Genomic DNA, 17829 nt, shown 5'->3' with positions numbered 1-17829 from the left:
CGCTTTCCCGCAGGGGCGCCTGCGAGGCGTGCGAGAGGCCACCAAGCCTTGCCGAAGGCTCTCCGGAGCCCCCGGGGCGGGGTCAGCCGCGCAGCAGGCGGACGCGGTCGACGAAATCATCGCCGCGCTTCTCGAAATCGGGATACTGGTCAAAGCTCGCCGCCGCGGGGGCCAGCAGGACGGTATCGCCCGGAAGGGCCTCGGACGCGGCGCGCGCGACGGCCTCGGACATCGTGCCGCAGACCTCGTGCGGCACGTCGGCCAGCGCCAGCGCGAAATCGCGGGCGGAGTGGCCGATCAGGTAGGCCTTGCTGACCCGGCCAAGGTAGGGGGCCAGCGACCCGATGCCGCCATCCTTGCCCAGCCCGCCGGCGATCCAGCGGATCCGGTCGAAGGCCTGCAGCGCCTTGCCCGCGCTGTCGGCATTCGTGGCCTTGCTGTCGTTGACGAAGCGCACGCCGTCGATCTCGGCCACCAGCTGGCTGCGGTGCGGCAGGCCCGAGAAGCTATTCAGCGCCGCCTCGATGTCGCGGGGCGACAGGCCCAGCGCACGCGTCGCGGCAAAGGCGGCGCAGGCGTTCTGGTGGTTGTGCGCCCCCGGCAGCCCGGCAATGTCCCGCAGATCGATCGACGCGATCTGCCGCCCCTTGCGCCACTCGGTCAGAAACCCCTTGCGGGCGTAGACCAGCCAGCCCGGACCGGAGAGCTTTGCCTCGACCGACACGCGGATCAGCCGGTCGTCCTCGGGCGCCTCGGCCATCTGGTTTGCCAGGAACCGGCCCTCGGGCTCGTCCACGCCGATCACCGCGCGGTCCGGCCCGCCTTCGGAGAAAAGCCGCCGCTTGGCCGCGAAATAGCCCCCCATGCCGCCGTGCCGGTCCAGGTGGTCTGGCGTGAGGTTGGTGAAGACCGCGATGTCGGGGGTCAGCGCGCGCGCCAGCTCGGTCTGGTACGAGCTCAGCTCCAGCACCACGACGCCCCCCTCCTGCGGCGGATCGATGTCCAGCACGCCGCGCCCGATATTGCCCGCCAGCTGCGACGGCCGGCCGGTTTCGGTCAGGATGTGATGGATCAGGGCGGCGGTCGTCGACTTGCCGTTCGATCCGGTGACGGCGACCACCCGCGGCGGCTGGTCCATGCGCAGCCACTCGCCCCGGCCCAGCGACCGGAAGAACAGGCCGATGTCGTTGTCCACGGGCACCCCCGCCGCCATCGCCGCGGCGACATGGCGGTTGGGCGTGGGGTAGAGATGCGGAATGCCGGGCGACACGATCAGCCGGTCGACCCCCTCGAACCCGTCGCGCGCGCCGAGGTCGCGCAACTCCATGCCCGCATCTTGCGCGCGGTCGCGGCTTTCGGGACTGTCGTCCCAGCCCACCGCCTCGGCGCCGCCGGCGGACAGCGCCCGCAGGGCGGCAAGGCCCGACCGGCCCAACCCCAGAACCGCCACGCGCCGCCCCTCGAAACCCGGAACCGGAATCATGCGCCTGTCTCCCATCCTCGATGACGGACGCGACCCTAGCCTGCCTGCCGTCCGGGCTCCACCGGAGTTTCACGCAGGCCACCCGGTGCCCCGCCCTGCCCCACCGCGCGGCCGGGCCCGGGCGGCTGTCGACCCCGCCTCGCCGACCCTGCGCCGCGGCGTCCCGCGCCGGGCGCACGCCTGCCCCCTGCCCGGGGTTGCCGCGGGGGGCGCCGCGGACTACCGTCCGCGCGTCTTCCCAGCACTGGTGCATCATGCATATCGGCATTCTGCAAACCGGGCACGCCCCGGACATCCTCAGTTCCACGACCGGCGACTACCCGGCGATGTTCGAACGCCTGTTCGACGGCCACGGCTTTACCTGGACGACCTGGGCCGTGGTCGATGGCGACTTTCCGCCCGGGCCCGACGCGGCCCAGGGCTGGCTGGTCACCGGCTCGAAGCACGGCGCCTACGAGGATCACGCGTGGATCGCCCCGCTTGAGGATCTGATCCGCGCCATCCGCGACCGCGACATGCCGATGATCGGCATCTGCTTCGGCCACCAGATCATCGCGCAGGCCCTGGGCGGGCGGGTCGAGAAGTTCTCGGGCGGCTGGGCCGTGGGCCGGCGCCGCTACGACTGGGGCGGGGACGAGGTTCACCTGAACGCCTGGCACCAGGACCAGGTGACGGCGGTACCGGTGGGCGGCACGGTGGTGGCGCAGAACGAATTCTGCAACGCCGCCGCCATCGCCTACGGGCCGCGCATCCTGACCGTGCAGCCCCATCCCGAATTCGAAGACCGCGCGATCGAAGGGCTGCTGGCCACCCGGGGTCCCGGCGTGGTGCCGGACCCGCTTCTGCGGCAGGCCGAGGCGGATCTGGGCAAGCCCCAGGATGCGCAGCGCGTGGCCGACATTCTGGCCGGCGTGCTCAAGGGACAGCCCGCCCATGGCTGACTGGACCGACAAGCTGCCCGGCGCGGCGCGGCGCTACCTGCAGGACCAGCGGCTGGACGAGGTCGAGTGCATCGTGTCGGACCTGCCGGGCATTGCCCGCGGCAAGGCGATGCCCGCCTCGAAATTCGCCAAGCAGGGGCGGTTCTACCTTCCGAACTCGATCTTCTACCAGACGATCACCGGCGATTGGGCCGACGCCGCGGGGGACGAAGGCTATACCGAGCCCGACATGATCCTGACCCCCGACTTCGCCACAGCCAGCGCCGCGCCGTGGACCGCGGACCGGACGATACAGGTGATACACGACCTCTGGTCGCAATCGGGCGACCCGGTGCCGGTCGCACCGCGCAACGTGCTGAAACGCGTGGTGTCATTCTACAACGAACGCGGCTGGAAGCCCGTGGTCGCGCCCGAGATGGAATTCTACCTCGTCGCGCGCAACGTCGACCCGGCGAAGGAGATCGCCCCGATGATGGGCCGCTCGGGGCGGCCCGCCGCCGCGCGACAGGCCTATTCGATGTCGGCGGTCGACGAATACGGCCCCGTCATCGACGACATCTACGACTTTGCCGAGGCGCAGGGGTTCGAGATCGACGGCATCACACAGGAGGGCGGCGCCGGACAGGTCGAGATCAACCTGCGTCACGGCGACCCGGTGAAGCTGGCCGACGAGATCTTCTATTTCAAGCGGCTGATCCGCGAGGCCGCGCTGCGCCACGACTGCTTTGCCACCTTCATGGCAAAGCCGATCGAGGGTGAGCCGGGCAGCGCCATGCACGTGCACCACTCGGTCATCGACACGGTCACGGGACAGAACATCTTTTCCGATGCGCAAGGGCAGGAAACGCCCGAGTTCCGCTATTTCATCGGCGGGCTGCAGACCCACCTGCCCGCCGCGATCGCGATGCTGGCGCCCTACGTGAACTCCTACCGCCGCTACGTGAAGGACCACGCCGCGCCGATCAACCTGGCATGGGGGCGGGACAACCGCACGACGGGCATCCGCATTCCCGTCTCGGACCCCGAGGCGCGGCGCGTGGAAAACCGGCTCTCGGGGATGGACTGCAACCCCTATCTCGGGATCGCGGGATCGCTTGCGGCGGGCTACCTGGGTCTCGTCAACAAGGAAGAGCCCTCGCCCGAGTGGCGGGGGGATGCCTATGACGCGGAAGAAGACGTGCCGCGGGGCATCTTCTCGGCGCTCGACCTCTTCGACAACGCCGCCGACATGCATGAGCTTCTGCATCCCGAGTTCGCGCGGGTCTATTCCATCGTCAAGCAATCCGAATACGACCAGTTCCTGCAGGTCATCAGCCCGTGGGAGCGGGAGCATCTGCTGCTGAACGTATGAACCTGCTTTTCGCCAACGACGCGCCGGGCGCCTACCCGCCCAGCTGGTACGCCGAAACCGCCCGCGCGGCCCAGGCGCGGCCGGCGCTTTCGGGCGAGGTGCGCGCCGACGTGTGCGTCGTGGGGGCGGGATACACCGGTCTTTCGGCCGCGCTGCACCTTGCACAGGCTGGCGCCAGTGTCGTGGTGGTCGAGGCGCATCGCGCGGGCTTCGGCGCCTCGGGGCGCAACGGAGGCCAGGTCGGATCGGGACAGCGACAGGGTCAAGACTGGCTCGAGGCACGGATGGGCCATGCCGCCGCGCAGGCGCTGTGGCAGATCGCCGAGGACGCGAAGGCGCTGATCCGCGATCTGGATACGCGGCACGGCATGGGGATCGGCTGGGCTCCGGGCATCGTCAACGCCGAACGGACCGATCAGGGCGCCACCGCCGCGCGCGCCTATGCCGACAGGCTGGCCCGCGACTATGGCTACACGCAGGCCGAACCGCTGGACCGCGCAGGGATCCGCGCGCTGATCGGCTCGCCGCATTTCGCGGGCGGGCTGATCGACTGGGGCGCGGGGCACGTGCACCCCCTGCGGCTGGCCTTGGGTCTTGCGCGCGCGGCCGAAGCCGCGGGCGCGCAGATCTACGAAGGCACCGTGGTGCACGATGTCGATCCCGGGCCCGGCGCGCGGGTGCATACCGACGGAGGTGTCGTTCGGGCAGATCACGTGATCCTTGCCGCCAACGGCTACCTTGGCGGTCTGTCCGGCGACATCGCGTCCCGGGTCATGCCGATCAACAACTTCGTCATCGCGACCGAGCCGCTAGGCGCGCGTGCCTCGGATCTGCTGGCGCAGGACGTGGCGGCCTTCGACAGCAACTTCGTGGTCAACTACTGGCGCCTGTCCGAGGATCGGCGCCTGATCTTCGGCGGCGGCGAAAGCTATTCCTACCGTTTCCCCGCCGACATCGCCGCCAAGGTGCGCCGCCCGATGCTCGAGGTCTATCCCCAGCTTCACGGCGCGCGCATCACCCACGCCTGGGGCGGGACCCTGGCGATCACCCGCAGCCGGATGCCGTATTTCGCACGCGTGGCGCCGGGTGTCCTGACGGCCTCGGGCTATTCCGGTCACGGCGTCGCGATGGCGGTGATGGCGGGGCGGTTGCTGGCCGAGGCCACGCGCGGCGACAGCGCGGGCTTCGACCTGCTGGCGCGCGTGCCCACCCCCGCCTTTCCGGGCGGCAGCCGCCTGCGTGCCCCGCTGCTGACCCTCGCGATGAGTTGGTTCGCGATGCGCGACCGGCTGGGCGTCTGAGCGTATGTGTGGCCCGGATGGAGCCGCCACGCAGGATCCCGCCTCGATCGGGGCGAGAACGGACGGGCTCGGCTGCTACCGCCCACCGATGGCAGCCTAATCGACGACGCCGGACGGACGCCCGGGACGCAGGCCCCGACCCTTGGCGATCCGGCGTCCGGCTTCCTGAGCACGAACGCGTCAGATCGATTCGTCAGGCGCGGCCCGAAACCGGGCCGCGCGACACCTCAGATCTGCTTCTCGGGCATCTGCACCCGCAGGCCGTCCAGCTCATCCGAAACCTTGAGCTGGCAGGTCAGTCGCGACCGCGCGGGATCGGGCTCGTACGCGAAGTCCAGCATGTCCTCTTCCATCGCTTCCTTGGCGGGCAGCTTTTCCACCCAGTCCTCGGCCACGTAGACATGGCAGGTGGAACAGGCGCAGGCGCCGCCGCAATCGGCCTCGATGCCCGGGATCCCGTTGTCCCGCGCGCCTTCCATCACGGTCAGACCGTTGGGCACGTCGACCACGTGTTCGGTGCCGTCGTGCTCCACATAGGTGATCTTGGCCATGTCACTCCCTCATCGTGCATATAGTCGGATCACTGGTAAGGCGCCGCGGGCGCGGTGGCCAGCCCCCCGAACGCTCCGCGATCTGCAGGGGCGGGCTTGCCACACAAGGCACCGGGGCGGGCCCCGGGGGCCTCTGGTCCTTTGGCCCCTCACGCTGCGGCTTGGCATCGGGGTAGACATGTTCTATATATGTTCACATGCGAAACCTGTCTTCACCGACGACTCCCCCGGCCATGGCTTCGGACCAGGGTGCCCCCCTGCCCGCCCCCGCACAGCCTGCGGGATGGCCGCGGCCGCCGGCCTGTCTGCCGCATGCGCGGCTGGCGGATCCGCCCAATGGCGCGCGGGTGGCGGTCGCGGGGCTGGTGCTGGTCCGGCAAAGGCCCGGGACGGCGAAGGGCGTGATCTTCCTGACGCTCGAAGACGAGACCGGAATCTGCAACGTCATCGTCTGGCGCGCGCTTTACGAACGATTCCGCCGCGCGGTGATCGCCGGGCGCTGTCTGCGGGTGACGGGGCGGCTGCAGCGCGACGGCGCGGTGGTGCACGTGATCGCCGAGGTGATCGAGGATATCAGCCCGATGCTGGACGAGCTTCTGCGCCCTGCGGACTGACCCCGTAAAGCCGCACTGCACGCGCGCTATGGCGAGGTGCTCGGGCCGCAGTCGGAGCGGTCGGCCGATCGCGACATCCGCGGCCCCGACAGGCCATGCGCGGGCGCCCGGCGTCGCAGCGAAAGCCTCGACAGCACCCGGCCCCGGTCCATGGATCCGGCGGATACCCCGCCGGTGCGCGCGCCTCCGGGCTGCGGCACCGCGGCACCACCGGCACGACGATCGCGCCCGGGTTGCTTCCGCGAGGGGGGCCGCGCGGCTATCCTGCGCTCTGCGCCCGGGGCGGTCCCGGCAGAAATGCGAGGCACCACGGGATGTTCACGCCGCCGACACCACGGTCGCAAACGCAGGGCCGGACGCGCCGCGCGACCGGCCCGGTATGGTCCGTCGCCGGCGTGGGCATCGGCCTCTGCCTCGCCCTCAACGCTTGCGCGCCGACCCCGCCCGCGGTCAGCCGTTTCCTTGAACCACAGGTCGATTCGGGCGGATCGGACATCCCCGAGGGCGCCGATCCCGATGCCTGCTATGGCCGCGACGTAACGCCCGCGGTGATCGAAACCGTCACCGAGGAGATCGAACTCACCCCCGCCGTCCTGGCCCCGGACGGAACGGTCGCGACCCCGGCGCAGACCCGCACCGAGCGCCGCCCGAGGATCGTGACCGAACGACGCGAGGTCTGGTTCGAAACCCCCTGCCCGCCCGAGATGACCGAGGAATTCGTCGCCTCGCTTCAGCGCGCGCTGAAGGTTCGGGGCTTCTACACCGGGCCGGTCACGGGCCTGGCCGACGCGGCGACCCGGGACGCTGTCCGCCGCTTCCAGCGCACCGAGGGGCTGAACAGCGGCGTCCTCAGCATCGCCGCGGCTAAGCGGCTGGGCCTGATCATCTACGACCGCAAAGAGGCGCTGCCTGCCCCGGACTGACAGCTATGCCCGCGCCCGGTTTCAACGCCATGAGACACCCTCAGGATATCGATATCGCCGCCCTGATCCGGGCGGATGCGCAGCGTTGGACCGCGCTTGCCGCTGTCGAGGCCCTGGGGCTTCCCCAAGGGTGTATCGGCGCCGGGTTCGTCAGAAATCTCGTCTGGGACCATCTTCACGGTCGGGCAAGCGACTGCCGCGACGCGGACGTGGATGTTCTGTTCTTCGACCCCGGGCGGCCGAGCCGCGATTACGAAGCCGAGCTTGAGAGCCGTCTCGCGACTGCCGTTCCCGGGCTTTCGTGGAGCGTGCGGAATCAGGCCCGCATGCATGAACGCAACGGCGACCTACCCTACACGTCGGTCGCGGACGCCATGCGGTTCTGGCCCGAGACCGCAACAGCCATAGCCGTGTCCCGCGCGGGCGGAACCTGCCGGATTGCGGCCCCCTTCGGCCTGCACGATCTTCGGGGGCTGGTCCTGCGACCTACCAGCAGCGACGCCCGCAAGGTAGCCGCGTTCCGGGCGCGGATCGCCGCCAAGGGGTGGCTGGACCGCTGGCCGCGGCTGTCCGTTCGTCCCGTTCGAAAGGCGCAGTGACCGGGTGTCCGTCCGGGATCGTGGAGGGCCACGCGCCCTGACACCCCCCAAACGAAAGAAGGGCGCCCCCAGGGGGCGCCCTTCCGCCGTGATCAGAAAGATCGGCGCGTCAGCCTTCGTCCACCGGCAGGGCCACGAAGCGGGGCGAGCCCTCGCGGCGGACCAGAAGCAGCAGCGACTTGCGTCCGGCCTCGCGCGCCTCGTCGATGCGGGCCTCCAGCTCGTCCGGCGTGGCGACCTTTTGCTGGCCGGCCTCGGTGATGACGTCGCCGGCGCGCACGCCCTTCTCGTAGGCCTCGCTCATCTCGTCGACGTCGGTCACGACCAGACCGTCCGAGCCCGAGGGCAGGCCCAGCTGGTTGCGCAACTCTTCGGTCATCGACGACACGCTGACGCCCAGCACGTCGCTTTCGTCAGGCTCTGCCTCATCGGCGCCAGCGGCTGCGGGCACGGGGCCCTCCGCCTCTTCGCGGCGGCCGAGGGTGATCTTCAGCGTGCGGGTCTCGCCGTCGCGGTAGACGGTCATCCGCACCACCTTGCCGACCTCGGTGTTGCCGACACGACGGACGAGGCCGCGGGTGTCGTCGACATCGGCGCCGTCGAAGCTGAGGATCACGTCACCGGATTCCACGCCCGCCTCGGCTGCCGGCCCTTCGGGAACGTCGGTGACAAGCGCGCCGCGCGCCTCTTCCAGCCCGAGGCTTTCGGCGATGTCCTCGCCCACGTCCTGGATGCGCACGCCCAGCCAGCCGCGGCGGGTTTCGCCGTATTGCTGAAGCTGATCGACAACGCGGGTGACGACGTTGGACGCCATCGCGAAGCCGATGCCGATCGAACCGCCGTTGGGCGACAGGATCGCGGTGTTCACGCCGATCACCTCGCCATCCATGTTGAAGAGCGGCCCGCCCGAGTTGCCGCGGTTGATGGCAGCGTCGGTCTGGATGTAGTCGTCATACTGGCCAGACAGCGCCCGACCACGGGCCGAGACGATCCCGGCCGACACCGAAAAGCCCTGCCCCAGCGGGTTGCCCATCGCCATCACCCAGTTTCCGACCCGCGCGGCTTCGCTGTCGCCGAACGAGACATGCGGCAGCGCCGTGTCAGCCTCGACCTTCAGCAGGGCGATGTCGGTATTGGGATCCGTGCCAACGATCTCGGCGTCGAGGATAGTGCCCGAGAAGAACTCGACACTGATCTCGTCGGCACCTTCAATGACGTGGTTGTTGGTGACGATGTAGCCGTCTTCGGAAATCACGAAGCCCGAGCCCAGCGCCTGGCTGCGGCGCGGTGCCTGATCCGGGCCGCCTGGGCCGTTGCGGTCCATGAAGTCGCGGAAGAAATCCTCGAACGGGGATCCTTCGGGCAGTTCCGGGATCGGTCCCCCGCGGGTGGCGACGGTGGTCGTGGTCGTGATGTTCACCACCGAGGGGCTGACCTGCTCGGCCAGATCGGCGAAGCTTTCCGGCGCGCCGCGCGCGTCGGCCTGCAGCGTCTGCGCAATGACCAGCGCGGCGCCGAGGATCAGGGCCCAGAGCGCGCGCAGCGAGGCGTCGCGGTGCTGGCCCAGGGTTGCGGCTTGTGATCTCACACCGAACTCCTTTGCTCGAATAATTCTTGTGGGTGGCCGGAGGTCCCGGCGTCCCGGGGCTCAACCTGACGACAGAGCGGCCCGAAGGCAACACAAGCTCGGATCTCTTTGCGTAAAAGCGGCGTGAGCGCTTGACACATTGGAAAACCCCGGCCGGGGAAGGCGCGCGCGTCACGCTCCGAAAAGGCGGGCGAGCCACACCATCGCGACGCCGCCGGCCAGGAAGACAAGGCCCATGAGGCGCCGCGCGTCGATCGGCAGGCGCTGGAGGGCAGCGAGGGCCTCCTCAAGACGACGAGGGGCCAGTGCGAACACCAGCCCCTCGAACGCGCAGGCAAGACCGATCCCGAGCAGGATCGTCGCCATCAGTCGGTTTCGTCCGCGCCTGTGGTGGCGGGTGCCGCCGCCGGATCGCCCGTCTCCGTGGCGTCATCGGACGCGGCGGCAGGGCCGTTTGCCGCGGCCTGCGCCTCGCTCGTACCCGACCCATCAGTGTCGGACGCGCCCGTGTCGGCGGCATCCGTGTCGGTTCCCTCGGGGAGGGCGACATCCTCGTCCTCGGCAAGCGCGCCGGTGCCCGTATCGGTCACGGCGTCGTCCGCTTGGGACTGCGACGCGGCAGCCTCTTCGCCCGCAGCCGCTGCCGGAGCGGCGCCGGACTGGGACCCGCCCTCGCCCCGCACCTGATCGGAGCGCAGGTAGTTGAAGAACTCGCCTTCGGGCGACATCACCATGGTCGAGTTGTCGCCGTTCAGCGCCCGCTGGTAGGCTTCGAGCGACCGGTAGAACTCGAAGAACTCGGGGTTCGCACCGTAAGCTTGGCCGTAGATCGCGTTGCGGCGGGCGTCGGCCTCACCGCGGACGATCTCGGCCTCGCGGTTGGCCTCGGAGACCAGTTCGACCACCGTCCTGTCGGCCAGCGCACGGACCCGTTGCGCCGCCTCTTCGCCGCGCGCCACCTCGTCGGCGGCTTCGCGTTCACGCTCGGCCCGCATCCGGGCAAAGGTGGCTTCGAGGTTCTGCTCGGGCAGGTTGGTCTGCTTGAGCCGGACATCGACGACATCGAGGCCGATGGCCTGCGCCCGTTCGCGTGCCTCGTCGCGAATCCGCTCCATCAGGACCGAACGCTCCTCGGACAGGATGGTATTCGAGGTCACGCCCTCGGCGCCCAGAACGGCGCGGGTCTGGGCGTTCAGGATGTTGGCCAGCCGCCGCTCGGCGTCGAGCACACCACCCGCGCCGGTGGCTTCGCGGAACTGCACCACGTCGGCGATGCGGTAGCGCGCGAAGGCATCGACGACCAGACGACGGTCGTCCGACGGCGTCACCTCGAAAGGTTCGGTGTCGAGCGACAGGATCCGGTCGTCGTAGCGCACGACCTGCTGGACGAAGGGCACCTTGAACCCGATGCCGGGCTCTTCCTGCACCTTCTTGATCTGGCCGAACTGCAGAACCAGGGCCTTTTCGGTCTCTTTCACGATGAAGATCGACGACAGCAGCAGAACCACCGCCACGATCAGGATCGGCACGAGAATGGTAAGCTTGCGCATCAGTTCTGATCTCCGGTCTGGGTGGCGGACTGGCCGGACGAGCGGCGCAGTTCGTTCAAAGGCAGATAGGGCACGACCCCCTGCCCCCCGGCACCGCCCGCACTGTCATCGAGGATGATCTTGTCGATGCGGCCATAGACCTCTTCCATCGTCTCGAGATAGAGGCGCTTGCGCGTCACCTCGGGGGCATTCTGGTACTCGGTCAGAACGGCGGTGAAGCGACTGGCGTCACCCTCGGCCTCGTTGACGACCTGGGCGCGGTAGGCCTCGGCCTCCTCGAGAACCTGCGCGGCTTCACCACGGGCCCCGGCGAGAACGCGGTTGGCATAGGCATCGGCCTGCCGCTGCAGGCGGTCACGCTCCTGCTCGGCCTCCTGCACCTCCCGGAAGGACGCGATGACGTCGCCCGGGGGGTCGGCCTTGTCGAGGTTGACGCGCACGATGTTGATGCCGGCCTGGTAGCTGTCCAGCGTCGACTGGATACGTTCCTGCACGGTCTGGGCAATGGTGGCCCGGTCGCGGTTCAGGATCGGCGCCAGTTCGGACTGGGCGATGACCTCGCGCATGACGGATTCCGACACCGCGCGCACGGTCTGCTCGGGGTCGCGCAGGTTGAACAGGAATTCCGCCGGGTCGGTGACGTTCCATACGACCTGGAAGTCGATGTCCACGATGTTTTCGTCGGTCGTCAGCATGAAGCCCGCATCGACATCGCCGGCACCGCGGGCGACGCCGATATCCTCGGTCCGCTCGGTGGTGACGGGGATCACCTCGGCGGTGACCACCGGCCACGGCGCGAAGTTCAGGCCCGGCTGCCCCACCTCCGAAAAGTCGCCCAGGAAAAGCTCGACCGAGCGTTCCTCGGGACGGACGGTGTAGAAGCTGGAGAAGGCCCAGAGCGCCACGAGGACCAACACCGCGATGCCCACGGTCCCGCGCGAAACGCCCGGCCCGCCCGATCCGCCGCCGTTCGAGGGCGGGCGGTTGCCGCGGCCGCCCATCAGGACGCGCAGGTGTTCCTGCCCCTTGCGGACGATGTCGTCGATGTCGGGAACCTGCGGCCGGTCGCCGCCGTTGTTCGCGGGACGGCGCGGCCCGGGTCCCGGACGGCTCTCGTCGCCATCCGATCCGCCGCGCGGGCCTCCGCCCCAGGGTCCGCCGTTGTTGCTGGCCATATAGGTGTCATCCCCCTTGGTCAGGTGAAGCTTTTGTAATCATGGTGCGCCCTAGATCTGCATCTGGGCGCGAATCCGCCGAATTCAAGCTGTGCGGACAGGCTGTCGCATGGTGACGAGTTCCTCCGACACTGTCGGGTGGACGGCCACGGTGCGGTCGAAATCCTCTTTGGTCGCGCCCATCTTGATCGCGATGGCGGCCATCTGGATCAATTCCCCTGCCTCTTCGGACACGATGTGGCAGCCCAGAACGCGGCGCGTGTCGGCACAGACGATCAGCTTGAAGAGCACGCGTTCGGTGCGCCCGATGAAGGCATTCTTCATCGGTGCGAAGTTGGCGCAATAGACCTCGATCGGACCCGCCTCGCGCGCCTGTTCCTCGGTCATGCCGACATAGCCGTATTCCGGCTGGGTAAAGACCGCGCCCGGCACCAGATCGTGGTCTGCCTTGACCTGCCGACCGCCGAAGACGGTGTCGGCGAAGGCATGGCCTTCGCGGATCGCCACCGGGGTCAGGTTGATGCGGTCGGTCACGTCGCCCACGGCATAGATCGAGGGCACCGAGGTCTGCGACCATTCGTCGACCACGATTTCGCCGCGCCGCCCCAGCTCGACCCCCAGCTCTTCCAGCCCGAGGCCCGCCGTCAGCGGCGCGCGGCCGGTGGCGTAGAGCACATCGTCGAAGGTCTCTTCGCGGCCATCAGTGGTCTTGACCCAGACGCCGCCCGGACGCTTGTCGATCTCGGCCACGTCCGCGCCGACATGCAGGTCGATGCCGCGCGACCGGATCAGTTCCGAGATATGGCCGCGGGCTTCTTCGTCGAAGCCGCGCAGGATCTGCGCACCGCGGTAATACTGCGTCACCTCGACGCCCATCCCGTTGAGGATGCAGGCGAATTCGCAGGCGATATAGCCGCCGCCGACGATCAGAAGCCGCTTGGGCAGCCGCTCCATCTGGAAGATGTCATTCGAGGTCAGGACATGTTCCCAGCCCTTCACCGTCTCGGGCACGAAGGGGGTGCCGCCGGTGGCGATGAGGATATGCTTCGCCGTCACCTCGCCGCCGTCGGCCAGCCGCACGGTATGCGCGTCGGCCAGCGTTGCGCGGGTGTCGTGGATGGTGACGCCGGCCCGTTCGAGATTGCGGCGATACGCGGCCTCGAGCCGGTCGAGTTCGGCCCGCAGCCTGGGCCGGAAGACCGACCAGTCGAAGCCGCCGGGCTGTACGTCCCAGCCGTACTCGGCCGCGTCGGCGACCTGCTGGGCGTAGCCGCTGGCGAAGACCATCAGCTTCTTGGGCACGCAGCCGCGGATCACGCAGGTGCCGCCCATGCGGTATTCCTCGGCCAGGCCGACGCGGGCGCCGTGCTCGCCGGCCGCGATCCGCGCCGCGCGCACGCCGCCCGATCCGCCACCGATCACGAAGAGGTCGTAGTCGAATTCGCTCACGTCGCTGTCCATCCCTCGGCTGCCGGAAGGGGTATTTCACAAACCATGCCCCATGGCCAGTCCGGCGCCCGCCGCACTCTGCCCACTGCCCCCGACCCGCCGAGATGACGCACCGGGGGGCCGGGCACACGCGGCGCGCCGGCCGGGGCGCAGCCTGAGCGCACGGCCCGGACGCGCAGGCGCCTCAGTCGTTCAGGTCGGAAAACAGGTTCGAATTATCGACGAACTCGATGCGGTCTTCCTCGGTTGTGCCGGTATTGATGTCGCGCACCTCGACCTTGCCCGAGCCGTGGCCGGTGATGACCACGTCGCAGATGTCGATGAACAGCCCGTTCTCGACCACGCCGGGGATCTGGTTGACCACCAGCGCCAGCTGCCGGGGGTTGCCGATGCGGCCCAGATGCAGGTCCAGGATATAGTTCCCCTCGTCCGTGACATAGGCCTGATCGCCGTTCAGCCGAAGCGAGGCCTGGTCGCCCAGCACGTCGAGCGAGGTCAGCGTTTCCTCGATCAATGCCTTGGTGGTACGCCAGCCGAAAGGCACGACCTCGATCGGCAGGGGAAAGGCGCCCAGCGCCTGCACCTGCTTCGAGACGTCGGCGATCACCAGCATCCGGTCCGAGGCCGTGGCGACGATCTTTTCCTGAAGCAGCGCGCCGCCGCCGCCCTTGATCAGGTTCAGCTCGGGGTCGACTTCGTCGGCGCCGTCTATGGTCAGGTCCAGCCACTTGGCCTCGTCCAGGCTGGTGACGGTGATCCCGACCTGCCGCGCCAGCTCGGCCGTGCGGACCGAGGTCGGCACCCCGGTGATCCGCAGCCCGTCCTCGCGCACCATCTCGCCAAGGCAGCGCACCAGCCACGCGGCGGTCGATCCGGTGCCGAGCCCCAGACGCATTCCGTCCTCGACAAAATCGCAGGCCCGTTTGGCGGCGACAAACTTGGCGGTATCGATGGGCGACAACTGTCCGGACATGGGGCGCAAAATCTCGCAGGCTAATGGCAAACGCCGTCTCTATAGGCCAAAACCATGGCGTAAGGTAAGCCCATTTGAACCGCGACGCACCGGCCCCCTGCCCCGGCGCTTCGGCCCGCCGCCCACTGGCGGGGGCCCCGCGGCCGCCCTAGGTTCGCCCCGTCGGACCGCGCGCGTCGCAGCACGCGACGGGGGCGCCTGCCCCGCGCCGGGTCCGCAAAGGCCGAAGGATGTCGCAATGCGCCGGTATGTCTATCTCTGCCTGGGCTGGATCGCCGTGGCGCTCGGGTTCGTCGGGATCGCGCTGCCGATGCTGCCCACGACGCCGTTTCTGCTGCTGGCCGCGTTCCTGTTCGGTAAGGGCAGCCCGCGCGCCCGGGCCTGGCTGATCGATCACCCCCGCCTCGGCCCGCCGATCCGCCACTGGGAGGCGAACGGCGCGATCTCGCGCCGGGCCAAGATCGCGGCCGCGGTGGCCATGGCCGCGGCCTTCGGGCTGGGCGTGGCGCTGGGACTGCCTCCGCTGGCGCTGACGTTGCAGGGCCTGTGCCTTGCCGGGGCGGCGACCTTCGTGCTGACCCGACCGGACTAGCCCGCCCGCCGCGGGGACGCTGCGCGATCGGGGCGGGCCGTCGCGCGCCCCGCGTCCCCCGACATCGCCGTCGCGACCGACCCGGATGCCGCCCGCCGGTTGTCCTGCCCGGCGCACTGCGACAGACTGCGCGCGATGACGGGGCCGCCCGGGCCCGGCCGTCCCATGGGGGCCGGTCGCGCAGGTGGCCGGGAGGGAGTGCTGATGACCACGGAACGCAACGAGGGCGCGCAGATCACGGAGTTCGGGAGAGATGCGCAGGGGCGCATGGTGCATCGCATCGCCCTGGAGAAAGGCGATCTTCGGGCGGGAATCCTGACGCGCGGCGCGATCCTGCAAGAGCTGACCTTTGCCCCGCGCCCGCAGTCGCTGGTGCTGGGCGCCCCCGACCTGCCCCCCTATGAGGGCCCCCTGGCCTATTTCGGCGCGATCGTCGGCCCGGTGGCGAACCGCATCTCGGGCGGCCGCGCCCGGATCGACGCCAATGTCTACGACTTCGACGCTAACCAGGCCGGACGTCACACCCTGCACGGCGGTTTCACCGGCCTGCACGCCCGGATATGGGAGGTCGTGTCGCACGCCCCCGACCGCGTGACCCTTGCGCTTGATCTGCCCGACGGGACCGACGGCTTTCCCGGCGCAAGGCGCATCCGGGCCGAATATCGCCTGACCGCCGAGGCCACGCTCGACTTGACGATCGAGGCCGAGACGGATGCCACGACGCTGATGAATCTTGCGCACCACGCGTTCTGGAACCTCGACGGTGCGCCGGACTGGGCGGGCCACAGCCTGCAGATCGCGGCCGAACACTACCTGCCCGTCGACGCCGAAACGCTGCCCACGGGCGAGATCGCCGCGGTGGCCGGCACGCCCTACGATTTCCGCACCACGCGACAGATCCGACCCGGCGAGGCGCCGCCGCTCGACCACAACTTTTGCCTTGCCTCCGGGCGCCGCGAGATGACCGAGGTGCTGGTCCTGACCGGGCGCGATGGGGTGCGGATGACGCTGTCCACGACCGAGCCCGGCCTGCAGGTCTTCGACAGCGCGCCCACCGACACGCAGCCCCATGAAGGCCATCTGGGCGTGCCCTACGGGCCCGGCTGCGGGTTCGCGATCGAGCCGCAGGGCTGGCCCGACGCGCCGAACCGGCCTGAGTTTCCGTCGGTCCGGCTCGACCCCGGCCAGACCTACCGACAGCACACGCGATACGCGTTCAGCCTGCGCGACTAGCCCCGGTCGGGGCATCCCGGACCGGCCCAGCCCTTGGGGCCGTTAAAGCCGCAACCGGGCCTGCGCGGACCGGGACAAGCGGCGCGCGGCGGGCCGCTCTGGCCTGCGCTCACACCCGGCCGACGATCTGCACGTAGCCGTCTTCGTCGATCCGTCCGAGATCGCCGGTGACGAGGAATCCGTCGGCGCGCAGCACCTCGGCCGTCGCCTCGGGCTGGGCCCAGTATCCGGGAAAGACGTTGGGACCACGCAGCTCGACCACCCCGGTTTCGCCGTCCGGCAAGGGTTTGCCATCCGCGGGATCGGTGATCCGCAGCTCGACGTCCGGCAGCGGAAAGCCCACGCTTCCCGCGCGCCGCTCGCCCTCGCCCGGGGGCGAGGCGACGATGCCGGCCTCGGCGATGCCGTAGGCCTGCAGGATGCGCTGGCCGGTCCGGTCGTGGAATGCCGCCAGATCCGGCTCCGCGACCCGGTCCCAGCAGGCGATGAAGACCCGTGGGCCGTCCCCCTCCTGCACCGCGAACCCGGGCGTGCCGATCAGCCGGGCATAGGGGTCCGCCCGGCCCATCATCACCGTCGCCTGCGGCAGCGCCTGCATGGTGGCCTCCGGATCGTCCGCCGGCACAAGGATCATCGCGCCGCCGACCTCGAGCATCGTGCCGGGGGCGGCAAAGGCGCCGTCGCGCGCCCATCCGGGGAGGGCGTGCAGGACGACATCGCTGTCCCACAGGCGCCAGAGGTCCGACAGGGTGAGGGCTGTCGAAAGCAGGTTCATCTGGGTCGCGATCACGCCCCGCAACGGCCCGTCGGGTGCGTAGAACAGCGCGACGGGGTCGTCGGGCTCGCGGTCCATGGGCTCTTGCGCGGCCGCGGCGCCGGTCGCCGTGGCCGCCGCGCCCAGCCGGCCGCCCGGCCCAAGCCGTTCGCACCGCACCCCGGCCGCGGCGGCAGCCTCCCGCGCGCCAGCGCCAGCTTCGGGGGCGCTGTCATCGTCGCCGCCGCCCGCCTCCGTGACGACCAGCGCGGGGGTGCAGTCGGCGATCACGCGCGCCGCCATGGCTGCGTCCCCCGCCGGATCGAGCGGGACGACGACGACCCCGGCCCGCACCGCGCCATAGACCAGCCCCAGGTACAGTGCCGATGTCGGCAGCGCCGTCACCATCCGGTCGCCGGGGACAAGGCCCAGCTCGGTCAGCGCGTTGGCCATGGCGCCAGTCAGGTCGTGAAAGGCGCCATGGCTGATCGGGTCGCCGCCCGGTTGAGGGCCGGACTGGATCAGGAAGGGGGCGTCCGAGCCCTCTCCACGGGCCAGAAGCATGTCATAGAGCGGGTTCGCCATAATCCTCGTCCTTCCATCGCGCCCTGCCGTCCGGGCCATCGCACCCCGCCGTCCGGGTACCGGGGAAAGCCCCGAGCCTGCGGGGATGTTCCGCGTGGTCCTGGCGGGCACGCGGCGCGCGGCCCTTGGCCGCAGGCGGACCACCAGGGGCCGGGGCCGCGGGCGAC

General features: G+C 69.8%; 17 protein-coding genes. 8 read left to right on the top strand and 9 right to left on the bottom strand.

Annotated elements, in window-relative coordinates:
- Positions 1–82: 82 nt before the first annotated feature.
- Positions 83–1483 carry a UDP-N-acetylmuramoyl-L-alanine--D-glutamate ligase gene (gene murD, locus EKE94_RS06785; RefSeq protein ID WP_127905844.1) on the bottom strand — a complete coding sequence of 467 codons (1401 nt, stop codon included), beginning with the start codon at positions 1481–1483 and terminating at the stop codon, positions 83–85.
- Positions 1484–1737: 254 nt separating this feature from the next.
- Here murD and EKE94_RS06780 point away from each other — a divergent pair, with 254 nt between their 5' ends.
- Genes EKE94_RS06780 through EKE94_RS06770 form a run of 3 tightly spaced genes read left to right on the top strand, consistent with a single transcriptional unit; the run spans position 1738 to position 5076 of the window.
- Positions 1738–2424, top strand: coding sequence for a type 1 glutamine amidotransferase (locus tag EKE94_RS06780; protein WP_127905843.1), 687 nt, complete (start codon positions 1738–1740; stop codon positions 2422–2424).
- Positions 2417–3775, top strand: a complete 1359-nt coding sequence (locus tag EKE94_RS06775; protein ID WP_127905842.1) for a glutamine synthetase family protein — start codon at positions 2417–2419, stop codon at positions 3773–3775. Before EKE94_RS06780 ends, EKE94_RS06775 begins: the two co-directional genes overlap by 8 nt.
- Complete coding sequence (locus tag EKE94_RS06770; RefSeq protein WP_127905841.1) at positions 3772–5076, top strand: NAD(P)/FAD-dependent oxidoreductase; 1305 nt, start codon at positions 3772–3774, stop codon at positions 5074–5076. Before EKE94_RS06775 ends, EKE94_RS06770 begins: the two co-directional genes overlap by 4 nt.
- Positions 5077–5303: 227 nt before the next feature.
- Here the strand turns inward: EKE94_RS06770 and EKE94_RS06765 are convergent, their stop codons facing one another.
- Positions 5304–5627: a 2Fe-2S iron-sulfur cluster-binding protein gene (locus EKE94_RS06765; protein WP_127905840.1), complete on the bottom strand. Its 324-nt coding sequence runs from the start codon at positions 5625–5627 to the stop codon at positions 5304–5306.
- 233 nt (positions 5628–5860) lie between these two features.
- On the opposite strand from EKE94_RS06765, the gene EKE94_RS06760 reads away from it, so the two are divergent.
- From EKE94_RS06760 to EKE94_RS06750, 3 genes are all read left to right on the top strand, one after another.
- Positions 5861–6241 (top strand): OB-fold nucleic acid binding domain-containing protein, encoded by a 381-nt coding sequence (locus tag EKE94_RS06760; protein ID WP_235855921.1) that lies wholly within the window; start codon positions 5861–5863, stop codon positions 6239–6241.
- A 395-nt stretch (positions 6242–6636) separates the two neighbouring features.
- Complete coding sequence (locus EKE94_RS06755; RefSeq protein WP_235855920.1) at positions 6637–7164, top strand: peptidoglycan-binding domain-containing protein; 528 nt, start codon at positions 6637–6639, stop codon at positions 7162–7164.
- Between the two features lie 29 nt (positions 7165–7193).
- Positions 7194–7763, top strand: a complete 570-nt coding sequence (locus tag EKE94_RS06750) for a nucleotidyltransferase family protein (protein ID WP_127905837.1) — start codon at positions 7194–7196, stop codon at positions 7761–7763.
- 109 nt (positions 7764–7872) lie between these two features.
- Here EKE94_RS06750 and EKE94_RS06745 read toward each other — a convergent pair whose 3' ends face one another.
- From EKE94_RS06745 to rpiA, 6 genes are all read right to left on the bottom strand, one after another.
- Complete coding sequence (locus tag EKE94_RS06745; RefSeq protein ID WP_407940874.1) at positions 7873–9351, bottom strand: DegQ family serine endoprotease; 1479 nt, start codon at positions 9349–9351, stop codon at positions 7873–7875.
- Positions 9352–9522: 171 nt separating this feature from the next.
- A complete protein-coding gene (locus EKE94_RS06740) occupies positions 9523–9717 on the bottom strand; it encodes a DUF2065 domain-containing protein (RefSeq protein ID WP_127905836.1) in 195 nt (64 codons plus the stop codon).
- Entirely contained in the window at positions 9717–10901 is a 1185-nt protein-coding gene (gene hflC, locus EKE94_RS06735; protein WP_127905835.1) for a protease modulator HflC, read from the bottom strand. Before hflC ends, EKE94_RS06740 begins: the two co-directional genes overlap by 1 nt.
- A complete protein-coding gene (gene hflK / locus EKE94_RS06730; RefSeq protein ID WP_127905834.1) occupies positions 10901–12076 on the bottom strand; it encodes an FtsH protease activity modulator HflK in 1176 nt (391 codons plus the stop codon). Before hflK ends, hflC begins: the two co-directional genes overlap by 1 nt.
- Positions 12077–12160: 84 nt before the next feature.
- The gene (gorA, locus tag EKE94_RS06725; RefSeq protein ID WP_127905833.1) at positions 12161–13537 is read right to left on the bottom strand and encodes a glutathione-disulfide reductase; all 1377 of its coding nucleotides are present in this window, start codon (positions 13535–13537) and stop codon (positions 12161–12163) included.
- 172 nt (positions 13538–13709) lie between these two features.
- Positions 13710–14498, bottom strand: coding sequence for a ribose-5-phosphate isomerase RpiA (rpiA, locus tag EKE94_RS06720; protein WP_127905832.1), 789 nt, complete (start codon positions 14496–14498; stop codon positions 13710–13712).
- Between the two features lie 238 nt (positions 14499–14736).
- Between rpiA and EKE94_RS06715 the strand changes: the two genes are divergently transcribed.
- Together EKE94_RS06715 and EKE94_RS06710 are read left to right on the top strand one after the other, a co-directional pair.
- Entirely contained in the window at positions 14737–15090 is a 354-nt protein-coding gene (locus EKE94_RS06715; RefSeq protein WP_127905831.1) for a YbaN family protein, read from the top strand.
- Positions 15091–15294: 204 nt separating this feature from the next.
- A complete protein-coding gene (locus EKE94_RS06710; protein WP_235855919.1) occupies positions 15295–16323 on the top strand; it encodes an aldose epimerase family protein in 1029 nt (342 codons plus the stop codon).
- A gap of 109 nt (positions 16324–16432) precedes the next feature.
- Here the strand turns inward: EKE94_RS06710 and EKE94_RS06705 are convergent, their stop codons facing one another.
- Positions 16433–17662, bottom strand: a complete 1230-nt coding sequence (locus EKE94_RS06705) for an AMP-binding protein (RefSeq protein WP_164870849.1) — start codon at positions 17660–17662, stop codon at positions 16433–16435.
- Positions 17663–17829: the final 167 nt, after the last annotated feature.

The sequence above is a fragment of the Mesobaculum littorinae genome (assembly GCF_004011175.1).
Taxonomy (GTDB): Bacteria; Pseudomonadota; Alphaproteobacteria; order Rhodobacterales; family Rhodobacteraceae; genus Tranquillimonas; species Tranquillimonas littorinae.
This window is presented reverse-complemented; position numbering and strand designations above follow the sequence as displayed.

Excerpts from the sequence above, each read along its gene's own strand:
- murD (WP_127905844.1), bottom strand. The coding sequence starts at position 1,483 with ATGATTCCGGTTCCGGGTTTCGAGGGGCGGCGCGTGGCGGTTCTGGGG.
- EKE94_RS06780 (WP_127905843.1), top strand. The coding sequence starts at position 1,738 with ATGCATATCGGCATTCTGCAAACCGGGCACGCCCCGGACATCCTCAGT.
- EKE94_RS06775 (WP_127905842.1), top strand. The coding sequence starts at position 2,417 with ATGGCTGACTGGACCGACAAGCTGCCCGGCGCGGCGCGGCGCTACCTG.
- EKE94_RS06770 (WP_127905841.1), top strand. The coding sequence starts at position 3,772 with ATGAACCTGCTTTTCGCCAACGACGCGCCGGGCGCCTACCCGCCCAGC.
- EKE94_RS06765 (WP_127905840.1), bottom strand. The coding sequence starts at position 5,627 with ATGGCCAAGATCACCTATGTGGAGCACGACGGCACCGAACACGTGGTC.
- EKE94_RS06760 (WP_235855921.1), top strand. The coding sequence starts at position 5,861 with ATGGCTTCGGACCAGGGTGCCCCCCTGCCCGCCCCCGCACAGCCTGCG.
- EKE94_RS06750 (WP_127905837.1), top strand. The coding sequence starts at position 7,194 with ATGAGACACCCTCAGGATATCGATATCGCCGCCCTGATCCGGGCGGAT.
- EKE94_RS06740 (WP_127905836.1), bottom strand. The coding sequence starts at position 9,717 with ATGGCGACGATCCTGCTCGGGATCGGTCTTGCCTGCGCGTTCGAGGGG.
- hflC (WP_127905835.1), bottom strand. The coding sequence starts at position 10,901 with ATGCGCAAGCTTACCATTCTCGTGCCGATCCTGATCGTGGCGGTGGTT.
- hflK (WP_127905834.1), bottom strand. The coding sequence starts at position 12,076 with ATGGCCAGCAACAACGGCGGACCCTGGGGCGGAGGCCCGCGCGGCGGA.
- gorA (WP_127905833.1), bottom strand. The coding sequence starts at position 13,537 with ATGGACAGCGACGTGAGCGAATTCGACTACGACCTCTTCGTGATCGGT.
- rpiA (WP_127905832.1), bottom strand. The coding sequence starts at position 14,498 with ATGTCCGGACAGTTGTCGCCCATCGATACCGCCAAGTTTGTCGCCGCC.
- EKE94_RS06715 (WP_127905831.1), top strand. The coding sequence starts at position 14,737 with ATGCGCCGGTATGTCTATCTCTGCCTGGGCTGGATCGCCGTGGCGCTC.
- EKE94_RS06710 (WP_235855919.1), top strand. The coding sequence starts at position 15,295 with ATGACCACGGAACGCAACGAGGGCGCGCAGATCACGGAGTTCGGGAGA.
- EKE94_RS06705 (WP_164870849.1), bottom strand. The coding sequence starts at position 17,662 with ATGGCGAACCCGCTCTATGACATGCTTCTGGCCCGTGGAGAGGGCTCG.